General features: G+C 55.2%; 25 protein-coding genes. 13 read left to right on the top strand and 12 right to left on the bottom strand.

All coding sequences use genetic code 11. The features are described 5' to 3' along the window. Positions 1 to 723, top strand: a complete 723-nt coding sequence (locus tag AC0V6N_RS00125) for a cyclic nucleotide-binding domain-containing protein (RefSeq protein ID WP_486169565.1) — start codon at positions 1 to 3, stop codon at positions 721 to 723. Here AC0V6N_RS00125 and recQ read toward each other — a convergent pair. Both recQ and AC0V6N_RS00115 read right to left on the bottom strand, forming a co-directional pair. Beyond that, positions 720 to 2,498 (bottom strand): DNA helicase RecQ, encoded by a 1,779-nt coding sequence (gene recQ, locus AC0V6N_RS00120; protein WP_486172395.1) that lies wholly within the window; start codon positions 2,496 to 2,498, stop codon positions 720 to 722. The genes AC0V6N_RS00125 and recQ overlap by 4 nt on opposite strands. Positions 2,499 to 2,592: 94 nt before the next feature. Further along, complete coding sequence (locus AC0V6N_RS00115; RefSeq protein WP_486169564.1) at positions 2,593 to 3,147, bottom strand: winged helix-turn-helix transcriptional regulator; 555 nt, start codon at positions 3,145 to 3,147, stop codon at positions 2,593 to 2,595. Positions 3,148 to 3,357: 210 nt separating this feature from the next. Between AC0V6N_RS00115 and AC0V6N_RS00110 the strand changes: the two genes are divergently transcribed. Further along, entirely contained in the window at positions 3,358 to 3,711 is a 354-nt protein-coding gene (locus tag AC0V6N_RS00110; RefSeq protein ID WP_486169563.1) for a CC_3452 family protein, read from the top strand. A gap of 111 nt (positions 3,712 to 3,822) precedes the next feature. Here the strand turns inward: AC0V6N_RS00110 and AC0V6N_RS00105 are convergent, their stop codons facing one another. The 3 genes from AC0V6N_RS00105 to galE all read right to left on the bottom strand — a co-directional run bounded on the left by AC0V6N_RS00105 (position 3,823) and on the right by galE (position 5,781). Next, the gene (locus AC0V6N_RS00105; protein WP_486169562.1) at positions 3,823 to 4,428 is read right to left on the bottom strand and encodes an HAD family hydrolase; all 606 of its coding nucleotides are present in this window, start codon (positions 4,426 to 4,428) and stop codon (positions 3,823 to 3,825) included. Positions 4,429 to 4,538: 110 nt separating this feature from the next. After that, complete coding sequence (ykgO, locus tag AC0V6N_RS00100; protein ID WP_007165381.1) at positions 4,539 to 4,664, bottom strand: type B 50S ribosomal protein L36; 126 nt, start codon at positions 4,662 to 4,664, stop codon at positions 4,539 to 4,541. A 103-nt stretch (positions 4,665 to 4,767) separates the two neighbouring features. Further along, positions 4,768 to 5,781: a UDP-glucose 4-epimerase GalE gene (gene galE / locus AC0V6N_RS00095; protein ID WP_486169561.1), complete on the bottom strand. Its 1,014-nt coding sequence runs from the start codon at positions 5,779 to 5,781 to the stop codon at positions 4,768 to 4,770. A 117-nt stretch (positions 5,782 to 5,898) separates the two neighbouring features. Here galE and AC0V6N_RS00090 point away from each other — a divergent pair, with 117 nt between their 5' ends. The 3 genes from AC0V6N_RS00090 (at position 5,899) to AC0V6N_RS00080 (ending at position 8,484) form a co-directional block, all read left to right on the top strand. Beyond that, the gene (locus tag AC0V6N_RS00090; RefSeq protein WP_486169560.1) at positions 5,899 to 6,531 is read left to right on the top strand and encodes a hypothetical protein; all 633 of its coding nucleotides are present in this window, start codon (positions 5,899 to 5,901) and stop codon (positions 6,529 to 6,531) included. A 26-nt stretch (positions 6,532 to 6,557) separates the two neighbouring features. After that, positions 6,558 to 7,697 carry a M14 family metallopeptidase gene (locus AC0V6N_RS00085; RefSeq protein WP_486169559.1) on the top strand — a complete coding sequence of 380 codons (1,140 nt, stop codon included), beginning with the start codon at positions 6,558 to 6,560 and terminating at the stop codon, positions 7,695 to 7,697. A 76-nt stretch (positions 7,698 to 7,773) separates the two neighbouring features. After that, entirely contained in the window at positions 7,774 to 8,484 is a 711-nt protein-coding gene (locus AC0V6N_RS00080) for a DUF4197 domain-containing protein (protein WP_486169558.1), read from the top strand. On the opposite strand, the gene AC0V6N_RS00075 is transcribed toward AC0V6N_RS00080, so the two are convergent. From AC0V6N_RS00075 to AC0V6N_RS00065, 3 genes are read right to left on the bottom strand one after another with little or no spacing between them, the layout of a single operon-like run. After that, positions 8,481 to 8,921: a cytidine deaminase gene (locus AC0V6N_RS00075; RefSeq protein ID WP_486169557.1), complete on the bottom strand. Its 441-nt coding sequence runs from the start codon at positions 8,919 to 8,921 to the stop codon at positions 8,481 to 8,483. The two genes, AC0V6N_RS00080 and AC0V6N_RS00075, sit on opposite strands and share 4 nt — an antisense overlap. Continuing rightward, positions 8,900 to 9,619 (bottom strand): glycoside hydrolase family 25 protein, encoded by a 720-nt coding sequence (locus AC0V6N_RS00070; protein WP_486169556.1) that lies wholly within the window; start codon positions 9,617 to 9,619, stop codon positions 8,900 to 8,902. The genes AC0V6N_RS00075 and AC0V6N_RS00070 overlap by 22 nt, the downstream gene beginning before the upstream one ends. Before the next feature lie 10 nt (positions 9,620 to 9,629). After that, entirely contained in the window at positions 9,630 to 10,136 is a 507-nt protein-coding gene (locus AC0V6N_RS00065) for a UPF0262 family protein (RefSeq protein ID WP_486169555.1), read from the bottom strand. 149 nt (positions 10,137 to 10,285) lie between these two features. Between AC0V6N_RS00065 and AC0V6N_RS00060 the strand changes: the two genes are divergently transcribed. Beyond that, complete coding sequence (locus AC0V6N_RS00060; RefSeq protein ID WP_486169554.1) at positions 10,286 to 11,806, top strand: replicative DNA helicase; 1,521 nt, start codon at positions 10,286 to 10,288, stop codon at positions 11,804 to 11,806. A 3-nt stretch (positions 11,807 to 11,809) separates the two neighbouring features. Here AC0V6N_RS00060 and AC0V6N_RS00055 read toward each other — a convergent pair whose 3' ends face one another. Next, entirely contained in the window at positions 11,810 to 13,000 is a 1,191-nt protein-coding gene (locus AC0V6N_RS00055; protein WP_486169553.1) for a phospholipase D-like domain-containing protein, read from the bottom strand. 112 nt (positions 13,001 to 13,112) lie between these two features. On the opposite strand from AC0V6N_RS00055, the gene rpoZ reads away from it, so the two are divergent. The 3 genes from rpoZ to AC0V6N_RS00040 all read left to right on the top strand — a co-directional run bounded on the left by rpoZ (position 13,113) and on the right by AC0V6N_RS00040 (position 15,693). Then, positions 13,113 to 13,457, top strand: a complete 345-nt coding sequence (gene rpoZ, locus AC0V6N_RS00050) for a DNA-directed RNA polymerase subunit omega (protein WP_486169552.1) — start codon at positions 13,113 to 13,115, stop codon at positions 13,455 to 13,457. Between the two features lie 129 nt (positions 13,458 to 13,586). Further along, on the top strand, positions 13,587 to 14,318 hold the full coding sequence (locus AC0V6N_RS00045) for a ParA family protein (protein WP_486169551.1): 732 nt from the start codon (positions 13,587 to 13,589) through the stop codon (positions 14,316 to 14,318). An 88-nt stretch (positions 14,319 to 14,406) separates the two neighbouring features. After that, positions 14,407 to 15,693, top strand: coding sequence for a DUF3667 domain-containing protein (locus AC0V6N_RS00040; protein ID WP_486169550.1), 1,287 nt, complete (start codon positions 14,407 to 14,409; stop codon positions 15,691 to 15,693). Between the two features lie 64 nt (positions 15,694 to 15,757). Here the strand turns inward: AC0V6N_RS00040 and ftsH are convergent, their stop codons facing one another. Both ftsH and AC0V6N_RS00030 read right to left on the bottom strand, forming a co-directional pair. Next, the gene (ftsH, locus tag AC0V6N_RS00035) at positions 15,758 to 17,719 is read right to left on the bottom strand and encodes an ATP-dependent zinc metalloprotease FtsH (RefSeq protein ID WP_486169549.1); all 1,962 of its coding nucleotides are present in this window, start codon (positions 17,717 to 17,719) and stop codon (positions 15,758 to 15,760) included. A 131-nt stretch (positions 17,720 to 17,850) separates the two neighbouring features. After that, positions 17,851 to 18,384, bottom strand: coding sequence for a TetR/AcrR family transcriptional regulator (locus tag AC0V6N_RS00030; RefSeq protein WP_486169548.1), 534 nt, complete (start codon positions 18,382 to 18,384; stop codon positions 17,851 to 17,853). 230 nt (positions 18,385 to 18,614) lie between these two features. Between AC0V6N_RS00030 and AC0V6N_RS00025 the strand changes: the two genes are divergently transcribed. Genes AC0V6N_RS00025 through AC0V6N_RS00010 form a run of 4 tightly spaced genes read left to right on the top strand, consistent with a single transcriptional unit; the run spans position 18,615 to position 22,987 of the window. After that, on the top strand, positions 18,615 to 19,751 hold the full coding sequence (locus AC0V6N_RS00025; RefSeq protein ID WP_486169547.1) for an ABC transporter permease: 1,137 nt from the start codon (positions 18,615 to 18,617) through the stop codon (positions 19,749 to 19,751). Positions 19,752 to 19,768: 17 nt separating this feature from the next. Further along, positions 19,769 to 20,500: an ABC transporter ATP-binding protein gene (locus tag AC0V6N_RS00020; RefSeq protein WP_486169546.1), complete on the top strand. Its 732-nt coding sequence runs from the start codon at positions 19,769 to 19,771 to the stop codon at positions 20,498 to 20,500. A 35-nt stretch (positions 20,501 to 20,535) separates the two neighbouring features. After that, positions 20,536 to 21,555, top strand: coding sequence for an efflux RND transporter periplasmic adaptor subunit (locus AC0V6N_RS00015; protein ID WP_486169545.1), 1,020 nt, complete (start codon positions 20,536 to 20,538; stop codon positions 21,553 to 21,555). Positions 21,556 to 21,559: 4 nt separating this feature from the next. Continuing rightward, positions 21,560 to 22,987 carry an efflux transporter outer membrane subunit gene (locus AC0V6N_RS00010; RefSeq protein ID WP_486169544.1) on the top strand — a complete coding sequence of 476 codons (1,428 nt, stop codon included), beginning with the start codon at positions 21,560 to 21,562 and terminating at the stop codon, positions 22,985 to 22,987. Here the strand turns inward: AC0V6N_RS00010 and AC0V6N_RS00005 are convergent. Then, a partial coding sequence (locus AC0V6N_RS00005) for a HupE/UreJ family protein (RefSeq protein ID WP_486169543.1) occupies positions 22,984 to 23,225 on the bottom strand: 242 nt, incomplete at its 5' end. The genes AC0V6N_RS00010 and AC0V6N_RS00005 overlap by 4 nt on opposite strands.

Genomic DNA, 23,225 nt, shown 5'->3' with positions numbered 1-23,225 from the left:
ATGACTGAATTCGACGCATCTTGGTTGATCTATATTGCCGCGGCCATGCTGTTGGTCGCCTATGCAATTCGTGATGAGCTAAGGCTACGCTTGATGATCGTCGCCTCAACCTTCGTCTATATCGCGTATTATTATGCCGTCGACGGAGGCCCCCTTTGGGAAGCTATCGTCACCAGCGCATTGATGGTCATGATCAATATCTGGGTGCTAGGCCAGATCGCGCTAGAGCGAACGACCTTGCGTATGAGCGAGGATGAAAAACGCCTGTTCGATGCTTTTGACACGCTTACGCCGGGACAGTTTCGCCGCATTGCCGCGTTGGCGAAGTGGCGCGTGGGCGATGATCCGGAGGGCGTGGTCCTAACGCGCGAAGATGAACCTTCAGATGCGCTATTCTACGTCTTTGAAGGGACCATTTCGGTTGAAAAGCGAGACCGTCAATTCCGCTTACCCGAGGGAAACTTCGTTGGCGAAGTGGCTTTCGTGCTCAATCGCCGTACGACTGCAACGACAGTGGCGCCAATGGGTGTGCGCTATGTTGAGTGGGATTCAAGCGCGCTGCGTAATCTGGGCATCAAACATGAGGCATTGCGCATATCACTAAATGCGCTTTTGACCCGCGATCTCGCCAACAAACTGGTCACCAGCTACCGGCCTGATGACGCGCTGCCCGCGACGAAGCAGAGCGTAGAACTACTCGAAAACGCGCAAGAGGACGCTTAGGCGGACGCCTCGAACTCGCGTAGCACGTCCAAAAAGTGCTCTCCCCAGGTATCGAGCTTTTTCCCGCCAACGCCCTGTATCTCTCCAATTTGCGCGAGTGTCCCTGGGCGCTCGCTTGCCATGGCGCGCAGAACACTGTCGTGAAAGATGATGTAGGCGGGGACCGAGTGCTCACTAGCGAGCGCCTTTCGCTTGGCCCGCAAAGCATCGAACAGCGGATCGCCAACCGGATTGGGCACTGCGCCTGCCCTCTCCTTGCGCGATTTTTTCTTGGGCGGGTCCGCAATCAGAACCGCTTGCTCCCCTTTCAAGACATCACGAGCACCAGGGCCCAATGCTAGACCGCCATGCTCGGTCGAAAGTAGCATTTCATAGGCAGTGCAGTGCCGCATGACGGGTCGCAATAGAGCTGCTTCGTCTTCTTTCAGAATGCCAAAGACCGACAATTGGTCATGCCTGCGCTCATGAACCCTTTCGTCATCACGGCCCTGCAACACCTTTTCGATGTGACCAATACCATAGCTTTGGCCCGTGCGATAAACGGCAGAAAGCAGCTTTTGAGCGACTTCAGTCACGTCGATCACTTTTGGTGGCTCAAGGCAATTGTCGCAATTTTCGCAGGTCTGCGCAGGCTCTTCGCCAAAGTGTTTGAGCAAGATCGCGCGCCGACACCCGGCGCATTCAACCAAAGATGCAAGCGCGTTCAGCCGCGCCCGCTCACTGGGCAATCGCGCTTCCTCGACCTCGCTTAGCCATTGGCGTGCTTTGGAGAAATCAGCCGCGCTCCAGAACAATTGCGCTTCTGCCGGATCACCGTCGCGCCCCGCACGCCCCGTTTCCTGATAATAGGCCTCTATTGATTTGGGCAGGCCGGCATGAACTACAAAGCGCACATCGGGTTTGTCGATCCCCATGCCAAAAGCGATAGTGGCGACAATCACCATGTCCTCTGAAGCGACGAATGCTGCCTGCGTGGCAGCGCGTTCCTCTGGCGATAGCCCCGCATGGTAAGCACCAGTTGGTCGGCCCGTCGCTTCTAGTTTTGCGGCCAAGTCTTCAGTCGCCTTGCGGCTGGTCGCGTAGACGATGCCAGCTCCGGGGGTGCGCTTGATAAACTCCGCGATCTGCTTGGCGACGTTGTTGCGCGCAGAAATAGTGTAGCGAATGTTGGGACGGTCGAAGCCGGCTTTGATAAGGCCGTCATCCGGAATCCCGAGCTGCTTTAGAATGTCAGCGCGGGTAAGTTCATCAGCGGTGGCTGTTAGAGCAAGCCGCGGAACATGCTCGAAATGATCGAGCATCGGGCGAAGACCGCGATAGTCCGGCCGGAAATCATGCCCCCATTCAGACACGCAATGCGCTTCATCAATCGCAAAAAGCGAGATGTCAGCAGCTGCCAATAGAGATTGGAAATTCTCAGTCGTCGCGCGTTCGGGAGCGACATAGAGCAAATCAAGCTCTCCATCACATAGCATGCGCGCTGTCTCTGCCTTGTCCGCATCAGCAGACGTCATGGAGGCAGCCCTGATACCGACTGCTTTGGCTGCGCGGATTTGATCATGCATCAGTGCAATAAGGGGTGAGATGACGATGGCGGTGCCTGATCTGACCAAGGCTGGCAGCTGATAACACAGGGATTTGCCCGCACCCGTCGGCATCAACGCGAGAGTGTTCTCACCGCGCATGATGCGAGTGATCACTGCCTCTTGCTGGCCGCGAAACCCAGCGAAACCAAAGGTGGAGCGCAACGCATCGGCTAATGCGTCACTGTGCATCTGGGCATGCGCATCGGATTGAGCGGCGGGGCCCATGAGTGTCTCTTTGAACTGGGAGCAGCGGGCCTGCTAATGACGCGCTACGACGACTGCTCTATCCCGCTGCCGCCTTCTTAGCTGCTTCAATATCGACCACGTCGCCCCGATCAAGAGGCTCATCGCAACAGGCCACAGTCCCGTCAGCGCGTTTGCCGATATCTGCGCGGCGGATCATGTTGAGATCCATATGCGTGAGGATACGCCCATCATGCGCAAGGATCGATACCGGACCAATCGGCAGACGGTCATTATCGTCGACAAGAACGGGGTCTTCCGCGACATATTCGGCGCCGTATTTTTGGCCCCATTGCCGCAATGCGATCATTGCAGGCAGCAAATCGAAGCCCTTTTCGGTCAAACGGTATTCGATTTTGCGGCGATCATCTTCGCAAGGTTCACGCTTCAAAATGCCGTGATCGACCAACTTAGCCAACCGATTGGACAAGATATTGCGGGCGATTCCCAATTCACTGAGGAATTCCTCGAAGTGTTTGAGCCCGTTGAAGCTCGCCCGAAGGATCATGAACGACCAACGTTCGCCCATAACTTCAAGTGCTTGTGGCAAGCCGCAATCAATCAGCTCGCGCAGTGGTTCTCTCATCTCGCCCATATCAGTCCTTTCCCCGCTACCTATCTAACTTGGAACTCGGGAATTTCAAAATCGTGACAGAAACCGAGGTGAAAAAAATTTCAGTTTCTAGTTGCAACCTGAAACCTAATCACATAGGTAGTGATTCGCAACTGGTTTTGATTCGAAACTAATTGTTGCCCGAAAATGACAAACTCGAACGTCCACCCCGTTTTGAAAAGGACTTAAGTGATGACCCTCTCTCTTCCCCGCACTCGCCCCGTCTTTGGCCGCCTTGCGATCCTCGCCTCTGCATTGGTCTATACCGGCCTGAGTTTCGGCGTCGCCACTTCGGCTGCTCCACTCTCAGCGCAAAGCGGCCCTTATTATGTGGCTACCCTCGCTAGCGCGACTGAGGAAAACCGCGCTGTCGCTGGCGGCGTGGCATGGAATTGCCGCGGCACAACGTGCGTCGCCAACAAAGGCTCATCGCGCCCATCACGCATCTGTCGTGGCCTTTCACGCGAGATGGGTGAAATCGCCGAGTTTAAAGTCGAAGGCGAAGCGATCGCTGAAGACAAGCTCGCGCGTTGCAACGGCAACTGATCTGATTTGGGGGGCATCTCCCCCAAGCTCCTGTCCGATACTCTCCACTACGGACAGACCCTAGAAGCCCTCGGGCGCAGCACTCTCCCCAGACGCTGCCTCCCGGGGGCTTTAGCTTAGGTGGCCTGAGGCCTTGAGCTGCGCTTCGAGTGCGTCCGCATCGGTAAAGAGATGGGCATCCCATCCGCGCGCATTGGCTGCATCAACGTTCGCGGGATTGTCATCTGTGAAGAATAGTTCAGCGCCAGATCGGCCACTGCGCTCCTCAACAATTTCGTAAATGCGCGCCTCTGGCTTTGCCACCTTTTCGGTGCCGGAGACGATTATGTCGTCGAAAAGGTCGAAAACTGGTTTTGTCGGCCGAAACCCTTCCCAAAACTCATGGCCGAAATTGGTGAGGCAAAATAGCGGCACGCCAGCGCTATGCAATTGGCGCAGCAGGTCATGTGTGCCAGCAACAGGCCCAGGCACCGTTTCATTAAAGCGCGTTTCATAGGCGCGGATATGTGTTTCGTACTTAGGAAACTCAGCAATTCGAGCGGGTACCATCTCGGCCAAGGGCACACCGCGATCATGCTGAAAATGCCATTCTTCGGTCACAACATGGGTTAGAAACCAGTCCAGCTCTTCAGGATCATCAATCAGCTTTTCGAACAAGCTGCTCAGCTGCCATTGGTAAAGCACCCGCCCTACATCGAACACGACAGCCTTCGTCACTAAAGCAAACTCCCAAAGCTCTCAGTCCAGAAACGGCTGCGGCCCGCGCTCCTTTTGGAGGCGGGCCGCTTGCGTTCACGGTCGCAAATGCGACCTGCCAATTGGCTCAATCAGCCTTGACGGGCTTTGAAGCGGCGATTGGTCTTGTTGATTACATAAGTGCGGCCGCGGCGGCGGATAACGCGGCAATCGCGGTGGCGGTTTTTGAGCGACTTAAGGCTGTTACGGATTTTCATCGGTATGTCCTGAGAATAAAATAGGCACCGGAGAAAGTCCCCGATGCCGGAATATCAGCCGCGCGCCTAAGCGGGTGGAGACGATTCGTCAACCGCCAACCGCTTAATTCTGCGCGCGCAGCTCGGTTAATTTGCGCTCCCACGCGAGGGCATGGCCGATGATTGTATCAAGGTCTGCATATTTAGGTTCCCACGGCACCGTCTCGCGAATGCGTGTCGGATCAGAGATAAGAGAGCCGGGATCGCCAGCACGTCTTCCCTCCAACTTGCGCTCAATTTGGATGTTGGTGACACGGTCAACGGCATCAAGCACCTCCAAGACCGTGAACCCCCGCCCATATCCGCAGTTCATGGTCAGCGACCGGTCTGGCTGCTCGATCAAAGCCTCCAGAGCCAGAACATGCGCTGCTGCCAAATCGCTAACATGGATGTAGTCGCGCACCCCAGTGCCATCAGGCGTGTCATAGTTGGTCCCAAACACGCTCACATGGTCACGCTTCCCAAGGGCAGCTTCCAGCGCAACCTTGATAAGATGCGTTGCACCAGCCGTCGATTGCCCAGTCCGCGCGAGCGGATCAGCGCCAGCCACATTGAAGTAGCGCAGCACACAATAATTCATCGCATGCGCGAATGACGTGTCCGCAAGCATCTGCTCCGTCATCAATTTCGACCAACCATAAGGGTTGATCGGCACCTTCGGTGTGTCTTCTGTAACCGGAGAAACCTCAGGCATTCCATAAGTGGCCGCAGTCGAGGAAAAAATGAAGTGAGGCACATCAGCCTTGGTAGCCGCTTCGATTAAGGCCCTGCTCTTCACCGTATTATTGCTATAGTATTTAAGCGGATTTTCCACGCTTTCTGGAACGACGATTGAGCCTGCAAAGTGCAGGATCGCACCTATGCTCTGCTCAGCAAAGATGCGCGCCAATAGCTCGCCATCTTCAATGTCGCCTTCGTAAAACGGCACATCATCAGGTACCGCAAAACGAAGACCAGTTGTGAGGTTGTCGATGACGGCCACAGGCCACCCCGCATCGCGCAAGGCAAGAACAGCGTGGCTCCCGATATACCCAGCACCGCCCGTGACCAGAACGCTTGGCTTTGATGTGATAGTCATGAGCGCGCCTTTACCAGATTTTGGTCACAGAGAAATGAAGACATTGGTGGCAAATGGAGGTTTTGGACCTTTCGCGACAAAGCTGTAGGGTGAGCTTGTACAAGAAAGGATCGCGTTATGCCCCTCACCCCTCGTAGTATTCGTATGATGGCACTGCCAGTTGCTCTGTTGGCAATCACGGCTTGCACAGGCAGCTATACCGGTCCGATTGAAGTGACACGCTTTGTCTCTGAACAACCGGCTCCTCTTGGCCAGGGCACGATCACAATCGAATTTCCAGAAGAGATGGAAAACCAAACCGCGCGCAACGCTTTTGCCGCTGCGGTCGCCGATGAGCTATCGCGACTTGGCTACACCGTCGTCCTAGATGGATCTCAACCAGCGGCTCAACTTGCCACCATTCGAACTAGCCGCAATCCGTTGGCTGCAGCCAGTTCTCGCGGCCCCGTAAGCGTTGGCGTGGGCGGGGGAACTGGCGGATATCGAAGCGGCGTTGGCCTTGGCGTTGGCATTAATCTGGGCGGAGGTCAGCGCGGACCTAACGTGCTCACCGAGCTGTCTGTGCGCATCAGCGGCGAGGATGGCTCAAGCATCTGGGAAGGTCGCGCGCAGCAGCCAACATCGGTTAAATCACCCTACTCAGAGGTAGATGCGAGCGCTCGCGCTCTAGCAGGGGCCTTGTTCAAAGACTTTCCCGGTGGCAATGGCGAGACAGTAACTGTCGATGTGGACGATCTTCAGCCCGGCTGAACCGTTTCAAACGCCTAAGGAATGCAATGACCCAAATCGCAATCGACGCTGCTTTTGATAGCGGCAATATCGAAGTCTTGTCTGTCGAAGCGAACACCGCCCGTCTTGCGATCACAAAAGACCATATGAGCGAGTTTGCGCAATGGTTTCATTTTCGCGTGACCGGAGCTGTCGGTGAAAAAATCGAGCTCAAGATCACAGGGTTGAACGATAGTGCCTATCCCGGCGGCTGGCCGGGCTATGACGCCTGTGTTTCGGAAGATCGCGAATACTGGGCGCGCGCTGCCAGTAGTTTTGACAAGGATGAAGATGGTGGGACTCTCACCATCCGCTACACACCGGCATCGAACATCGCATGGTTCGCATACTTTGCGCCCTATTCGATGGAGCGGCATCACGATTTGGTTTCAGAGGCGGCCGCGAGCGAAGGTGTGGATCTGACCCGGCTGACCACCACGCTGGACGGTCAACCGCTTGACCTGCTTCAAATGGGCGAAGGTGATACGCAGGTATGGCTTTATGCTCGTCAGCACCCCGGCGAAACGCAGGCCGAATGGTGGATGGAAGGGGCCTTGGAGTGCTTGACTGACCCAGCCGATCCAGTGGCGCGCGGCCTTCGCAAACACTGTCGATTACACATCGTTCCCAACTGCAATCCCGATGGATCACGCCGCGGCCATTTGCGCACCAACGCAGTGGGCACGAACCTTAACCGCGAATGGGCGGAGCCAAGTGCTGAAAAATCACCTGAAGTGCTCGCCATTCGTACCAAGATGGATGAGACAGGCGTGGATTTTGCCATGGACGTCCATGGTGATGAGGCAATCCCGGCTGTGTTCCTCGCAGGATTTGAAGGCATCCCAAGTTGGACTGATGAGCTGGGCGATCAGTATTTTCGCTATCAAAGCATCCTCGACCGCCGGACACCTGATTTCCAAACCAAGCTTGGCTACCCCAAGGCGCCTGCTGGGAAAGCCAATCTTTCTATCAGCACCAATCAAGTAGCCGAGCGCTATGGCGCCTGCGCGATGACATTGGAGATGCCTTACAAAGATCTCGCAGACTTTCCTGAACCCGAGCAAGGCTGGTCACCAGAACGCTGCAAAATGCTCGCACGCGATTGTCTGGCTGCATTGCTTGAATGGTTGGAAACGAAAGACACCTAAGCTTACATCAATTTACCCTCCGCATGCAGCGTAAACGTCTGAAATGTGCTACGCTTCACGCCAAGGGAGAATTGATATGGATGGATCAGGACTTTTCGTCGGGCGCAGGGCTGTTCTTGCAGGTTTTGGCGCGACATTAGGTGTAGCACTAATGCCCAGTGCTGCGGGCGCTCAGGGGCTGGGCCGAGTGCTTGGTCTTGGATCTATTCTTGGCAAAGCCAGCGACAATGCGCTCGACAAACTGGCCCAGCCAGGCGCATTTTATGACGATGAAGATATCCGTATCGGCCTTCCGGTCATCGGCAACACTGGACGCCGCCGGGGTCTGCTCGGATCGCTCTTGGATGCGGGCAGCCAACTTGGCATACTTGACGGAGTGACCCGCTCGATCAATGACGCCGCTGGGGTCGCGGCTGGTGAAGCCAAGCCAATCTTTCGTGACGCGATCGACAACCTTTCGTTCAACGATGCGCCAGGAATTATCCGTGAAAAGGACGGAGGGACGCAGTACTTGCGCAGCTCTTCAAATGATCGACTGCACTCGCGGCTCGAACCATTGGTCGACAGCGCGTTGGACAAAGCGGGCGTCTATTCGACGTTTGAAGGCTTGGCCGATCAACACAGCTTCATCCGCGCGGCTGGCCTAAATCGCGAAAGCATCAATCGCTCTGTCACAGATCAGGGACTGGACGGGATCTTTGCCTACATCGGCAGCGAAGAACGTACATTCCGCGATGACCCAGTGGGTAACCTTGGCGGTGCTTTGGGAGACTTGCTAGGAAACTAGTCCAAGTGAGCAGGGCCAAAAGCGTGGGGTAGCAACGCTGATAGAGCGACATGGCGTACTTCGTCATTGCCTACGCAAAGGATTTCAGGATCGGTTCCACCTAACTGCGCGATTTCATTGAGCACCTGACGGCATCGCCCGCATGGCGTTATAGGAGCGCCATCGCCTTTGTCTTGTGGTCCAACCACTGCGACCGCTTGCAATCCACCACGACGCCCCTCACCCATAGCGCGTGCCACGGCTACAGTTTCAGCGCAAAGTGCTAAGCCGTAACTCGCATTTTCGACATTACTGCCTGTGATGATCGCGCCATCATCGAATAACAGCGCAGCCCCGACCTGATAGTCGGAATAGGGAGCGTAGGCGCTTTGAGCGGCGCGTCTGGCAGCGTCAATCAAGGCTTCGTTATTAGATTTCATCGCTGCACCACCACCCATTCAAGCGTCCCCTCGGAAGCCTCTGTCACAATCTGTGAATTCGCACTCCATAGCAGCCATGGACGACCCGCATAGTCTGGCCGCGCCCGGTCGCGGACAAGCCACAAATCGCGCGCCGTGCTTCGCGCTGTACCATGTCTTGTTTCGAAATCAGCGCTCAGCTTGAGTATCACCGGCTTACCCGCATGCAACTCAACCTGATTGATCAGGGTGAGAAGCTCGCTCTCAACCGCAGCATCGCTGACCTGTGGTTCGCAATCCCGCGCTGTATAAGCCAGGCTAATAGCGGGAGAAAGAAGATCTCCCTCGCGCGGCACCATTTGCGTGAAATAGGCACTTTGCGGGTCGGCAGGAAGACACGGGTTGAAGGCGAGGACAACGCCGACCTTCAAGTTCGCGGCTTTTGCGCGAGTGAGGCGATCTCGAAAATCGTTGTCCAACGCGCGCGGATTGGCATCGAGCGGCAGGTACACAAACTGCGCTCCAACCGCTTTGAGGGTCACAAAGTTCAAATTTCCATGCTCTGACGCAGAGACCACCGCACCCTGCTCAGGATAGAGCGCGGGATCGGGTCGCCAACTGCGCATATCCCACCAGAGCCAACCAGCAAATCCCAACCCAACCAGCGCCAGCAACGCCACAGCGCGAAAGAGCCAACGCCCCGAACCAGAGCCCTTTTTGCGAGACTTGCGTGCCATAATGCGCGTGTCAGCCTTTGATATGGAGGACGCAGATGAGGGTGAAGAGCCGCCGCGCGGTAGCAAAGTCTGTTTCAACTTTGCCTTCCAAGCGTTCAACCAACAGTTCAGCGGCAGAATTGTGAATGCCCCGGCGCGCCATATCAATGGTTTCAATCTCGGCCGGCGTGGCCTTACGGATGGCTTGATAATAGCTATCACAGATCGCAAAATACTCTCGTATCGGACGACGGAAACGGGCAAGGCCGATCAGCAGTGACTCAAGCGCGGCTTCTTTGTCATCAGCGATATCCATCGCTAGCCGACCATCGCGCACCGCCAGCTGCAACCGATACGGACCCTTGGCACCGCGCTCAGCACTGCGGACCGGCTTAAACGTGTTTTCTTCGATAAGATCATAGATGGCCACGCGGCGTTCCTGCTCCACATCGGCATTGCGCCAAAGGATCGTCTCTTCATCAAGAGCGATATGCGCGATGCGATGAGTATTCGCAGAATCAGATGGAAGGCCGGACATGATTGTAGGAGCCTTCGCAGATCGGAAGGCCACACTTCAAGCACTTCCATCGGCAATCCCCGCTATCCACAGCGACAAAGTTTTTGGCAGACCCATATTTCACCGCGTAGGCCTTGCATGAACATGCGCCATGCGCCCATTGAGGCGCCATGGCTGAACCAACACCGCTTTCACTCGTCGACAACGAAGAAGATACCGCGCGCAAGCTCCCTTCGAATTTAGAAGCGGAGGCCGCGTTTCTAGGCGCTGTTTTGATCGACAATCGCGTGATCGAGGAATTGCAGACCCCGATTCAGCCGCATCACTTCTTCGAACCACTGCATGAGCGGATATACACCCGCATTCTTGCTTTGATTGAGCGCAATGCAACGGCGTCTCCAGTGACCTTGCGCCCGCATTTTGAGGCGGACGAGGCGCTAAAAGAGCTGGGTGGGCCGAAATATCTGGCGCAGTTAACCGCCAATGGCGCTGGCCTGCTCGCTCCCCGCGAATTGGCGCAGCAAATCTATGACCTGGCCCTTCTGCGCGAATTGGTGAGCGTTGGGCGGGGTCTTGTCGAAGGGGCCCTCGACACCTCGGAAGAAACCAATCCGATGGACCGCATTAGTCAAGCTGAAGCGGATTTGTTCAAGGTGGCCGAAGGCGCTGCCACTGGCAATGAGGCGTCAAGTTTCCGCGATGCCGCCCTGACCGCGATCAAGATGGTCGAGGCGGCGATGAATTCAGGCGGCGGGCTTTCAGGCAAGACAACAGGACTTGCGACGCTCGACCAGAAGACTTCGGGATTGCACGAATCGGACCTCATCATCCTCGCAGGACGTCCCGGCATGGGCAAAACGGCGCTTGCTACCAACATAGCGTTCAATTGTGCTGAGGAGCATCTGCGGTGGCTTAGCGATGGGGGTGAACACAATTATGGCGCGCCTGCAGCATTTTTTAGCCTTGAGATGAGCGCTGATCAGCTCGCGACGCGTATTCTCGCTGAGCAATCAGAAGTATCCTCGGAAGCTCTGCGTAGCGGTAAATTGAACCGGGATGATTTCCAAAGGTTGAGCTTTGCTAGCCAGCGCTTGGCCGAATTGCCGCTCTACATTGATGACACCCCGGCCCTAACTATCGGTGGCCTCAGAACCCGTGCGCGCCGATTGAAGCGTCGTCACGATATTGGTCTGATCGTGGTCGATTACCTTCAGCTTCTGCAAGGCTCTGGCCGAGCCAATGACAACCGCGTCAATGAAATCTCGGAAATCAGCCGTGGTCTCAAGACACTGGCGAAAGAGCTAAGCGTTCCTGTGATCGCGCTATCGCAGCTCAGCCGTGCCGTTGAGCAGCGCGAAGACAAGCGACCGATGCTATCAGACCTGCGCGAATCTGGTTCGATTGAGCAGGACGCAGACATGGTCTGGTTCGTTTACCGCGAAGACTATTATTTGGCCTCGCTTGAGCCTGAAGGCAGGCGCGGAGATAGCGACTTCAGTTCAGCCGAAGCGGAGGCCGCCTACGCGGAATGGTCGATGAAATTTGAGGAAGTCCGAGGCAGGGCCTCTGTCAATGTGGCAAAGCAGCGCCATGGTTCGACCGGCAATGTGCCGCTGCATTTCCAAAGCGAGTTCACCAAGTTTACCTCACCCAATATGCGTGACTATTCGAGCTGGGGCGAAGGCGATTAGGCCCTATTTGGGGCGGGTGAGCGAACGTGAGACTCGGTAATCGGCGAGACTTAACCAATGGAACAGGCGCCAGCGTAAGCGAGTGAAAAAACTCGTATTGCGCGCGTACCATGCCCGATCAATGGGCGCGCTTGCGCTTTCGAGATGACCAACAAGTCTGCGCATTCGCTCGGCCAAAGCATCGTCTTTGACCCGCACCATCAATTCAACATTGATCCGAATGGAACGGCGATCAAGATTAGCGCTACCAAAGTAGCTAATTCCATCGACGACTAGCAATTTCATGTGCAGCTTGGATGGCTGAAACTCGGCGACGGATGCCCCCGATTTGATCAGACGCTTATAATACAAGCGCGCTGCATCGATCGTCCCATCCAGATCAGATTTACCAGCGGCAATCATGCGAACCTGCCCACTGCGCGATAATCTATCCATTGCCCTTCGAAAACTGGCCGGAGGACCGAAATAGGCGGTCACCATGTCAAGCCGGCGGGCTTTGGTGATGTCTTTCTTAAAATAGTAAGACCAGTGCGATCGACGGATCAGAGGACCGCCTAGCAACAGTTGCACATCACCCGAGCCCGGATCCCAATTGCGGATCAATTGGCGAATGCGCCGTAATTGTGAGCCAGAGCCTTGGGTCCACTTAACCAGGAGCGCAAACCAATCTGCGAAACGCTGTGCAATCTCGCCCTCGATCGCCACACCAAGATCGCACCAACCGTTTTGATCCGGTGGGTTGTAATACTGCTCGGAAATATTTGAGCCGCCGGTCATCACCCGCGCATTGTCTGCAATCGCAAACTTCTGATGGTTGCGGACGAGATAGCGCACATTCCAATTTGACGAAAAAATCGCAAAATGAGCGCCCGCTGCGACAAGAGGTTCGAAAAATTCTTCGGGAGCATCGCTGCCAAAGTCGTCTATAATCAGCGAAACCCTCACCTTGCGCTTGGCGGCATCGACCAATGCATCCAGCACTTTCATCCCCGCACGATCATCCTGAAACTCGTAGTAAAATATCTCAAGGCTTGTCTGCGCGCATTCGATATGATCGATGAGAGCGGCAAGCCTGTCTGAGCCGGCTGGATAAAATGTGAACGCATGCCCAGCAGCATCGATTTGAAAGCTTTCGCTATCCTGATAATCGCTACTCGGTGTTTGTTTGGGATCTGGCGCAGTTTCTTTTGGCACACAAACCAAATGCACAAGTGCGACAAGGGTTGCAATTTCTTGACTCTTGGTTGCCCTGATCCTAGTTGCAGCGCTCAGTTTTCCAACATTGTTATTTTAAGAGGCCCAGTAGATGGCACGCGTTACCGTTGAAGATTGCGTCGATAAGATTCCTAACCGCTTCGACCTGGTGCTTCTAGCAGCTCAGCGCGCCCGCGAAATCTCAGGCGGCAGCGAACTGACGCTTGAGCGCGATCGCGATAAGAACCCAGTTGTGGCGCTGCGTGAAATCGCCGAGCAAACGATCAAGCCCAAGGAACTGAAAGAATCCCTTGTGACTGGATTGCAGAAAATTCTGCCTGATGACGAAGATGATGCCGACGAAATCGGTTCGCTGAGCCAGTCAGCAGAAGCTCTGCGCATCACCGCAAGCGCTCCGACCCGGTCAACCTCAATTGGTGCCGATTACGAGGGTTAAGGGCCACTGCGCTGCAAACCTCGGATACATTTGTGTCCCGAATTGAAAAGGTCGCCAAATTGGCGGCCTTTTTCGTCTCTGCGGTGTGTTACACTCCGGAGCATTCCCTGAGGAGAGAGTTTCAAGGCGATGGCGTCGATTGCGATTTACAGCGTCAAAGGCGGGGTTGGGAAAACAACCTTCGCGGTCAATCTCGCCTGGTGCTCAGCCAGCATTTCGCGCCGTGAAACGCTGCTATGGGACCTAGATGCCTCAAATGGATCGGGTTTCTTGCTTGGCGTTGACCCGAAGAAAAAACGCACAGCGGAAAGCGTTTTTGATCAATATCGAGAACCGCGCAAGCTTATCCAAAAAACAGGCTATGAGAATCTCCATTTGCTTCCCGCAGATGAGAGCATTCGCACGTTAGACCGGCAGTTTAGCCGGATCGGGAAGAAGAAGCGGCTTTCGAAAATCACTGACCAATTGAGCAAGGATTATGACCGGATCATTTTCGATTGCCCACCAGTTCTGAATGAAGTGAGCGCGCAAGTGATGCGGGCGGCTGATCTGGTGATTGTGCCTCTGCCGCCCTCACCGCTCTCAGCGCGTGCGCTTGATTTGGTCGTTGAGGAGGTTCGCGGCTCAGGTAAGAAACATCCGCCAATTCTGCCGGTCCTCTCGATGATTGACATGCGCCGCTCGCTCCACCGCGAAGCGCGTGAGGCAAACCCCAAATGGCCTGTGGTGCCCTTGGCCAGTGATATTGAAAAATGCGCGGTGGAACGAAATCCTGTTGGTTCATTCGCTCCGCGCTCCGTTGCCTCGCGCGCATTTGCGCAGCTTTGGACGGCGATTGAGCGCAAGATCGCCAAGGGTTAGCCTTCGCATGGACAGCTCAAGTCGCTTGGCAAGTCAGGCTGTATTCTTATAACTCTTACCAACGACATTGGGTGAGGGGCAGCTTTCAATGAACGATATTGTCGAAGGCATTGGAACAGCTGTCGAAGGTGGCCTTGTCGCGAAAGCGATCGATCCCAGGCGTGGCCCCACTTCCGCAAACGCACCCACAGGAACAGATAATGCATGCGCCAATTGCGGTGCGAACGCTCCGGCTAAGTATTGCCCGGAATGCGGACAGAAGACGCACATCCATCGCACTCTATCAGCGATCGGTCATGATCTGATACACGGCGTTTTGCACCTCGATGGAAAGCTGTGGCGGACACTTCCGCTCTTGATTTTCAAACCCGGCCATCTGACCCGCCGTTACATCGATGGTGAGCGCGCGAGTTTTGTCAGTCCGATGGCGATGTTCCTGTTCACCGTATTTGCGATGTTCGCCGTATTTCAGTTGGTGGGTCTGACAACACCAACTGACGTTGCTGCAAACACACGATCGCTGGTCACAGACTTAGTCGAAAGCGAAACACAGTTGGTCGTCGACAAAATTGGTGAGATCGATGACAGTCTCGGGCAATCTGATCTTGATGATGCGCAAAGGGTTGCCCTTGAAGCGGAACGACTGACCCTGGAAAGGGATTTAGAGCTGTTACGTGGGCGTGGTCAGAATCTGACAGAGATGTTGACGTCAAGTCAAAGCGAATTTCTCGATACTCTCGAGACGCAGGGTGAAGAGCGAATTGCTGAAGCGAAGGAGCGACTAGAAACCCTACCCCAAGGCTCTTCGGAGCGGATGGAACTCGCCGCTGAAATCGCATCGGCAGAAAAAGGCCTATCAGAACTTAGACAATTCGAAGACGAGGCGCAGACCGCATCGCAATTCATCGATACAAGCTCCGGCACACTCACCGTGGAGAAGACGGGTGTGCCCGCCGTCGATGCATTCTTTGAAAAGTGGCAAAGTAACCCGAGCCTAATGCTCTACAAGCTTCAGGCCAACGGCTACAAATTTAGTTGGCTGTTGATCCCTCTATCAGTTCCATTCGTCTGGATTGCCTTTCTATGGCGGCGCAAATTTCATGCGTATGACCACGCGATTTTCGTGACCTATTCTCTAAGCTTTATGTCTCTGCTTTTCATAACGATGTCGCTGATCGGGGTGAGCCCATTGGGAGCGGGATGGGCCTTTATGATGTTCTCGATCATTGCGCCGCTTCATGTCTACAAGCATCTCAAATATTCATATGACCTTTCGCGCTTCTCAACGCTGTGGCGCTTCGTGTTTTTGACGATCTGCATTTTCATCATTCTGGTGATGTTTTTACAGGCCTTGCTCCTGATCGGCGCTTTCTAACCGCAGAAAAAAGTCGCCCAGATAGATTCTGGGCGACTCTTCAAAAGAAAAATTTGAATAGGGATCAAGCGCCTTGGGGAGCTTCGCCCCCTTTACCGCCGAACCTTTTGCCAGCTTTAGGGATCGCCGAACCATGGGCCGGCGTGACTGGCGTCGGTCCACGCGGTTCGTCAGGACGATCAATTTTTCCGTCCTTCATGAGCTGGTCAATCTCAACGCCGGTTAGCGTTTCATATTCCAACAGCGCCTGAGCGAGCAGATGCAGCTTATCCTCTTGTGCGGTCAAAATATCAGTTGCGCGTTTCAAGCCGCCCTCGACCAAATCCTTGATCTCTGCATCAATCAGCTTGTTGGTTTCCGCGCCACCCATCGTGCGTGCGGTTTGCCCCATGCCGAGATAGCCTTCTTGGCTTTGCTCGTACTGAAGGGGACCGAGCTTCTCGGACATGCCCCACTTGGTGACCATATTTCGGGCCAAATCGGTGGCGTACTGAATATCGCCCGACGCCCCGCTGGAGACCTTGTCGTGACCAAAGATGATATCTTCAGCGACACGGCCACCCATTGCCACTGCTAGATTGGCGTGCATTTTGTCACGGTGGTAGGAATAGCTATCCCGCTCAGGCAAGCGCATTACCATACCGAGCGCACGACCGCGGGGTATGATGGTTGCCTTGTGGATTGGATCGGAAGCCGTTTCATTCAACGAAACAAGCGCGTGGCCAGCTTCGTGATAGGCGGTCATCTTCTTTTCGTCCTCGGTCATGACCATGGAGCGGCGTTCCGCACCCATCATGACTTTATCCTTGGCGTCTTCAAATTCTTGCATGGCAACGAGACGCTTGTTGCGGCGCGCTGCCAGCAAGGCCGCTTCGTTCACAAGGTTTGCGAGATCAGCACCAGAGAAGCCCGGGGTGCCGCGAGCAATGGTGCGCGGGTTCACATCAGGTGCAAGTGGCACTTTCTTCATGTGAACGCCGAGGATTTTCTCGCGGCCATCAATATCAGGAATCGGAACCACGACCTGACGGTCAAACCGGCCCGGACGCAGCAACGCTGGGTCCAAAACATCAGGTCGGTTAGTGGCGGCAACAATGATGATGCCTTCGTTCGCCTCGAAACCATCCATCTCAACCAGCAGTTGGTTTAGCGTCTGTTCGCGCTCATCATTCGAGTTACCAAGACCATGACCACGTGAGCGGCCGACAGCGTCAATCTCATCGATAAAGACAATACAAGGCGCGTTCTTTTTCGCTTGTTCGAACATATCGCGCACACGGCTGGCGCCTACGCCAACAAACATCTCGACGAAGTCAGAACCTGAAATAGTGAAGAATGGTACGCCAGCCTCGCCCGCGATGGCCCTGGCAAGCAGCGTTTTACCGGTACCAGGTGAGCCTACCAGCAATGCACCTTTGGGAATTTGACCACCCAACTTCGAAAATCGTTGCGGGTCTTTAAGGAACTCAACGACCTCTTCCAATTCTTCGCGAGCTTCGTCGATGCCGGCGACATCTTCAAATGTCACCCGGCCGGAACGTTCGGTGAGCATCTTTGCTTTGGACTTGCCGAAACCCATCGCGCCGCCGCCGCCGCCTTTTTGAACCTGGCGAAGGGCATAGAAAGCGATGCCGAGTATTAGGATGAAAGGCAGCGATTGAATGAGGATGAAGAGAAGCAAGCTCTGTTCTTCGCGCTGCCGCCCCGTAAACTTGACGTCGTTATCTTCGAGCAATTGTGTGATCTGCGTGTCATTTGGCACCGGAATGGTCGTGAACGTCTCTTTGTCGTTCATCGTGCCGGTAATGACATCATCGCCTAGCTGCACGCTCTCAACAGAGCCAGCTGCAACTGCATCACGGAATTCCGAATAGTCGATCTGGTTTGCAGGCGTCTGACCCGATCCGCTGAACAGCGAAACCACCAGAAGAAGCGCGAGGAAAACCCCACCCCAAATCATCAATTGCTTGACCCAAGGGTTCTGACCCTCAGGTGGTTGATCGTTCGGCTCGTTCTGATCGCTCATGCGTCGGATTCCTTTCCTAAGCAGATAATGTAGGAATGCAGAGGTGAATGGCAAGATAATGCGCCGATTTGGATTGAGTGTGAATTTTCGAACTGTGTGATGCGAAAAATCGATTGAAGCCTATAGAACACCTATTTCGTGCCGTAAGCTGCAAGGAAGACGTCGACTGCACCTGAAATCCGGCGAGCATTTTCTTCGTCACTAGGGAATGCGCCAAAGCGCCTTTCGAGGTCGCCCATTCCCTTTGCCATTGATACGAATTGCTCAGCCGCCAGTTCAGGATCTGGAATGGTAAGTTCACCTGCTTCGCTCACATGCGCAAGCCACATGCCAAACCCGTGTTTCATCCGCCACGGACCGGCTTCAAGGAACGCTTTGCCAATCGCCGGCTCATGCTCGGTTTCGGCGGCAATTCGGCGTTCAAACTGAACCATTTCGGGGCGTGAGAGAAATGCGAACATCGCTTGCGCAATAACCAAGAGCCGATCGCGAATTGAGCCAGAAAGCACCTCTTCTAGGCTGAAATAGCCACGCATCTTTTCGCATTCCTGATCAACAGCGGCGGTGAACAAGCCGCGCTTATCTCCAAAGTGATTGTAGATTGTGACCTTGGACACGCCGGCATCGGCAGCAACTTGTTCGATAGAGGTTGCAGCGAATCCCACATCAAAGAATCGCTTCGAGGCCGCATCAATGATCGCAGCGCGCTTAGCCACATCCGAGGGGCGGCCCGGCTTTCTATTTTCCGAGCTATTTTTCAAAGCTTTGGAACTTTCTTGGAAAAGCGCAGTTGACAAAATGAACGGTCGCGTTCAGTTAAACGGTGTCGTTCAGTAATGTACTAACTTGCACTCTCTCGCAACCCCTTCTTCCGACAAAGGTTCCTAAACAGCCCATGCTTTGGATCGCTATCAGGATGCTAACTGGCGATGCGCAGAAGTTTTATGGCTTGCTCTTCGGCATCGCCTTTTCAACGCTGCTTATTACTCAACAGCTGACGATCTTCGTCAACTTGATCGAGCGCGGCGCTAGCGGCGTTTACAATGTGGCTGAGGCTGAAATCTGGGTCATGGACCCAGTAAGCCGCACAACCGATGTGAAGTATGAAATGCCTTCGACAGCTCTGGATGAAGTACGTTCAGTTCGCGGAGTCGAATGGGCAGTACCGCATTTGCGTTCCGCTGCCTCTGTCCGAACCAGCACGGGCGACCTTGAACAAGTGGCGATCATAGGCGTCGATGATGCAACACTTATCGGCTTGCCCAAAAATATGATCGAGGGCTCCAAGCAAAGCCTGTCGCGCCCCGACTCAGTGATTATCGACGATTTGGGCGTCGTGAATATGTTCGAAGATGGCACCGATCCTATTGGTCAACGGCTTGAGCTCAACGATCAGCGCGCGGTGATCAGAGGGGTCGCAGATTCGATCCCTTCCTTCACGAGCCAAGTCACACTTTACACCAAATACAGCAACGCTTTGAACTACGTGCCCGGCACAAGAAATCGGCTCAGCTTTGTACTCGCAGGCGTAAGTGATGGAACAGACCCAAGCGCGGTCGCAGCCCGCATCGAAGAACAAACAGGTCTTCGCGCCCGCACTCGGCAGGAACACGCCGATGCCGGTGTTCAGTTCATTATCGAAAACACGGGTATCCCGACAAATTTTGGCATCACCGTTTTTCTAGGATTCGTTGTTGGTGTCGCGATTGTGGGGCTGACTTTCAGCCTCTTCATTCGCGACAATATCAAGCAATTTGGGGCGCTCAAAGCGATCGGAGTTACCAATCGCAAGATTATCCGCATGGTCGCAGCGCAAGCCTTGTTGGTGGGCGCTATTGGCTATGCATTGGGTGTTCTTGGTACTGCGGGTTTCATGTATGGATTTAGCGGAGTGCCTGAATTCAAGGGCTTTTACATTCCGCTCGCTATCCCGCTGATTAGCCTGGGCGCGGTTTTTGTCATCTTGGCTCTAACCGGCTGGGTCGCGATCCGCAGTGTTCTAAACACTGAACCCGCATCGGTATTCCGGTGAGCGCGATGGAAACCCCTATGGACACCAAAGCCATCGGCGGATGCTCAGCTGAAGCGGCCATTTGCGCGCGCGGGATCATCCGCGACTTTAAGGCCGGGCAATCGACTATTCGCGTTTTACACGGGATCGACACTGACATTCGCTCTGGCGAAATGACCTACGTCGTGGGCGAAAGCGGATCAGGCAAAACAACCCTGATTTCGATCATGTGCGGCATCCTTTGGCCAACCGAGGGCGAGGTCAAGGTCTTCGGAACCGACATCTATGCTCTGTCGGACAATGATCTGGTGGATTTCAGGCTTCAGAATATCGGATTTATCTTTCAGCAGTACAATTTGATCCCTTCGATCGATGCCGCTGCCAACGCCGCCGTTCCCCTCATAGCCCAAGGTATGGCGCTAGAGCCGGCACGCGAAAAGGCGATTGAGCTGCTTGAAAAGCTCAATATTGGCGATCAGGCCGAAAAGCTCCCAAACCAGCTCTCTGGTGGCCAACAACAACGCGTCGCGATTGCCCGTGCGCTCGTCCATGAACCACGCCTTGTGGTGTGCGATGAGCCTACCGCCGCGCTTGATGCCAGCTCCGGCCGTCGTGTAATGGATTTGCTGCGCGACGTTGCGGTCGCACCAGACCGCGCGTGCATTATTGTTACTCATGACAACCGCATTTTCGATCTCGCTGATCGCATCCTCGTGCTCGAGGATGGAAACGTCACCCATGACGGCACAGAAATGCCAGACGACCACTAAGCCCTAGCAACCCCAAGAACCTTCCCGAGGACACCATGGCCCTGTTGCCTTCCAAATTAAGTTTTTCGCGCCAGATCCTTCCGATCATCGCCCTGGTTGGTCTGGTCATCGCCGTTCTCTTCATCTTTAGAGAATTGCCCGACCGCGAAATCAGCGAGCCGGAAAACGACCCACCAAAAGCCACCGGTCAATTGGCTGATGCGTCACGCGTTGCTGGCGCTGGGATTGTCGAGCCGGCCAGTGAGGTGATTGATATAGGCTCCGCACTGTCAGGGCTGGTCAGCGATCTGCGGGTTTCTCCCGGTGACCGCGTCGAGAAAGGGCAAGTCCTCTTCACCGTCGATGACCGCGCTGCACGTGCGCGCTTGTCTGAAGCAAACGCGGCTATTCGTGAGGCCCGCGCAGCCATTGGTGAGGCGCAAACTGCGCGCACCACCGCCCGTCAGCAGCTTGCTTTATACGAGGACCTGTCCGACCCCGCTGCCGTCAGTCGCTCTGAAGTCATTCGCGCGGAAGGTGACGCATCGGCTGCGGCCAGCAGACTTGAGCTGGCCCGTGCTCGTCTTGGCGCAGCGCAAGCACAGGCCGCGAGCGCACGAACCGAGCTGGGCCGGCTAACCGTACGCGCACCAATTGCTGGCGAAATACTCGCGGTGAACATTCGCCCTGGTGAATTCGTTGCCACTCAAGGGGGCGGCAATGCTTTGCCCTTTATCCAGATGGGTGAGACCAATCCGCTGCATGTGCGAGTTGATATTGATGAAAACGAAGCGGTGCGTGTCGATTTGGGCGCGCCTGCCAAGGTCTCCCCACGCGGCGCTGCGAATATCCAAGTTCAAGCTACTTTTGTGCGAGCGGAGCCTCAGGTTGTTCCAAAACGCTCTCTTACAAACAGCGCAGCAGAACGGGTCGATGTTCGCGTACTCCAGCTGATCTATGCGTTGCCACAAACGGAACAAAGCGAAGCATTCCGGGTCGGCCAACAGATTGACGCGTTTATCCCTGCACAAGACAGCGCGACCTCATCAGAAACAGAGCAAGGTGCGGGGGAGTAAGTCCATGAACCGCACATTATCTGGAGTAGCAGCAATCGGGTTGGCAGCAGCGCTCAACGCATGCGTGGCCGGGCCACCGCCTGAAATCGCCACACCTGCTCCCGAGCTGCCAACGGAATATTTGTTTGCTGCTAACAGCACCACCAACGCTGATCTTAGCGAACTTCTACCAAATCAAGACGGCGCATATCGTGATCTTTCAATTGCAGCGCTAAATCAATCGCCCAGCTTGCTAGAAGCCGTAGCCCGGATTGAGGCAGCCCGCGCCGGTGCACGTAGAGCGGGAGCGGAGCGCCTTCCGAATGTGGTGGCAGACGCTTCAATTGTTGGAACCCGCACCAACCCTGAGCAATTCGGCGGCGACACGCCATTCAGCCAATTCATCGATACGGAACAGGCCTCTTATGGAGCGAACCTAACTGCGAGCTGGGATGCCGACATTTTTGGGCGTCTGCGCGCACAGGAACGCGCTGCACTCGCCCGGATCGAAAGCGCGTCCGCATCGGCGGCTGCGGTTCGAATTGCATTATTGGCAGAGATCGCAGGAACTGTAGTCGATTGGCGAACGCTCGAGGCACGCGGCGCTGCGATTGAAAGTGATGTCAACGCCGCTGAAGAGCTTGCCCGCCTGGCTTTGACCAGAGAAGAAGCTGGGATTGCCCCGGGCTTCGATAGAGTGCGCGCTCAGGCTGCCGCCAGCGCTTCACGATCTCGGTTAGCCGCGCTCGAAAATGAAAAAGTGCGAATTGTCGGCAGACTAGTCTCTCTCACTGGCCAAAATGGCAGCAAAGTGATGCAGGCGCTCAGTCAAGAAGGCACCTCGCTTGCCATGGGCCGGGCACCCGCAAACTTACCATCGGAATTGTTGGCCAACCGACCAGACGTGCTGGCATCGGCTGCTGAACTTGCAGCTACAGACGCTGAGCTCGCCGCCGCAGCTCGCGCGCGGTTCCCAAGGCTTACTCTTTCCGCCGTAGTCGGGTTGCTCGCTTTCAATCCAGGCGATCTATTTGAAGAGAACTCTATTGTCGGATCGCTGGCGGCGGGAGTTGCGGCCCCGCTCGTCGACTTCGGCAGGATTGAAGCTGAAATCGATGGAGCCGCTGCCAATAAGCGCATCGCATTCCAGGCCTATCGCGGCGCCGTTTTTCAAGCGCTCGGCGATGCAGAGGCTGCCTATGGCTTGATCGCCGCCGCTGACCAAGAGGCAGAATTGGCGCTGGCGGAACGCGACCAATTGCAGCGTGCTGCAAACCTTGCCAACGATCGTTTTCGCGCAGGGCTTGCGAGTTTTCTCGAAGTGCTTGAAGCGCGCCGAGCTGCCGATGCCAGCGGTGAACGCGCTGCAGCGGCGGTCGGACGAGCTCAACGTGCACGAATTCTTCTGTGGCAAGCCGTTGGCGGTGATGCAGGTGCTGCTGCGGCAGGCTAACCTACAATGCGCTCAATCAGCCAAAAGCTGCCTGTCACACCGATCACATAGGTCGCAGCTTTGATCGCTTGGTGCTGCACATAGTCGGGCACGCGTGACAGAGCTGATAGCACGAGCAAAGTGAGCGACACCACGAGAAGCTGCCCTGCCTCAACTCCAACATTGAACGCGAACAAAGCGGTCGCCAATTGGGTTTGCGGCAGACCGATATCGGCTAGTGCGCCCGCGAAACCAAAGC

This window comes from Erythrobacter sp. S57(2025), from assembly GCF_057365055.1.
This window is presented reverse-complemented; position numbering and strand designations above follow the sequence as displayed.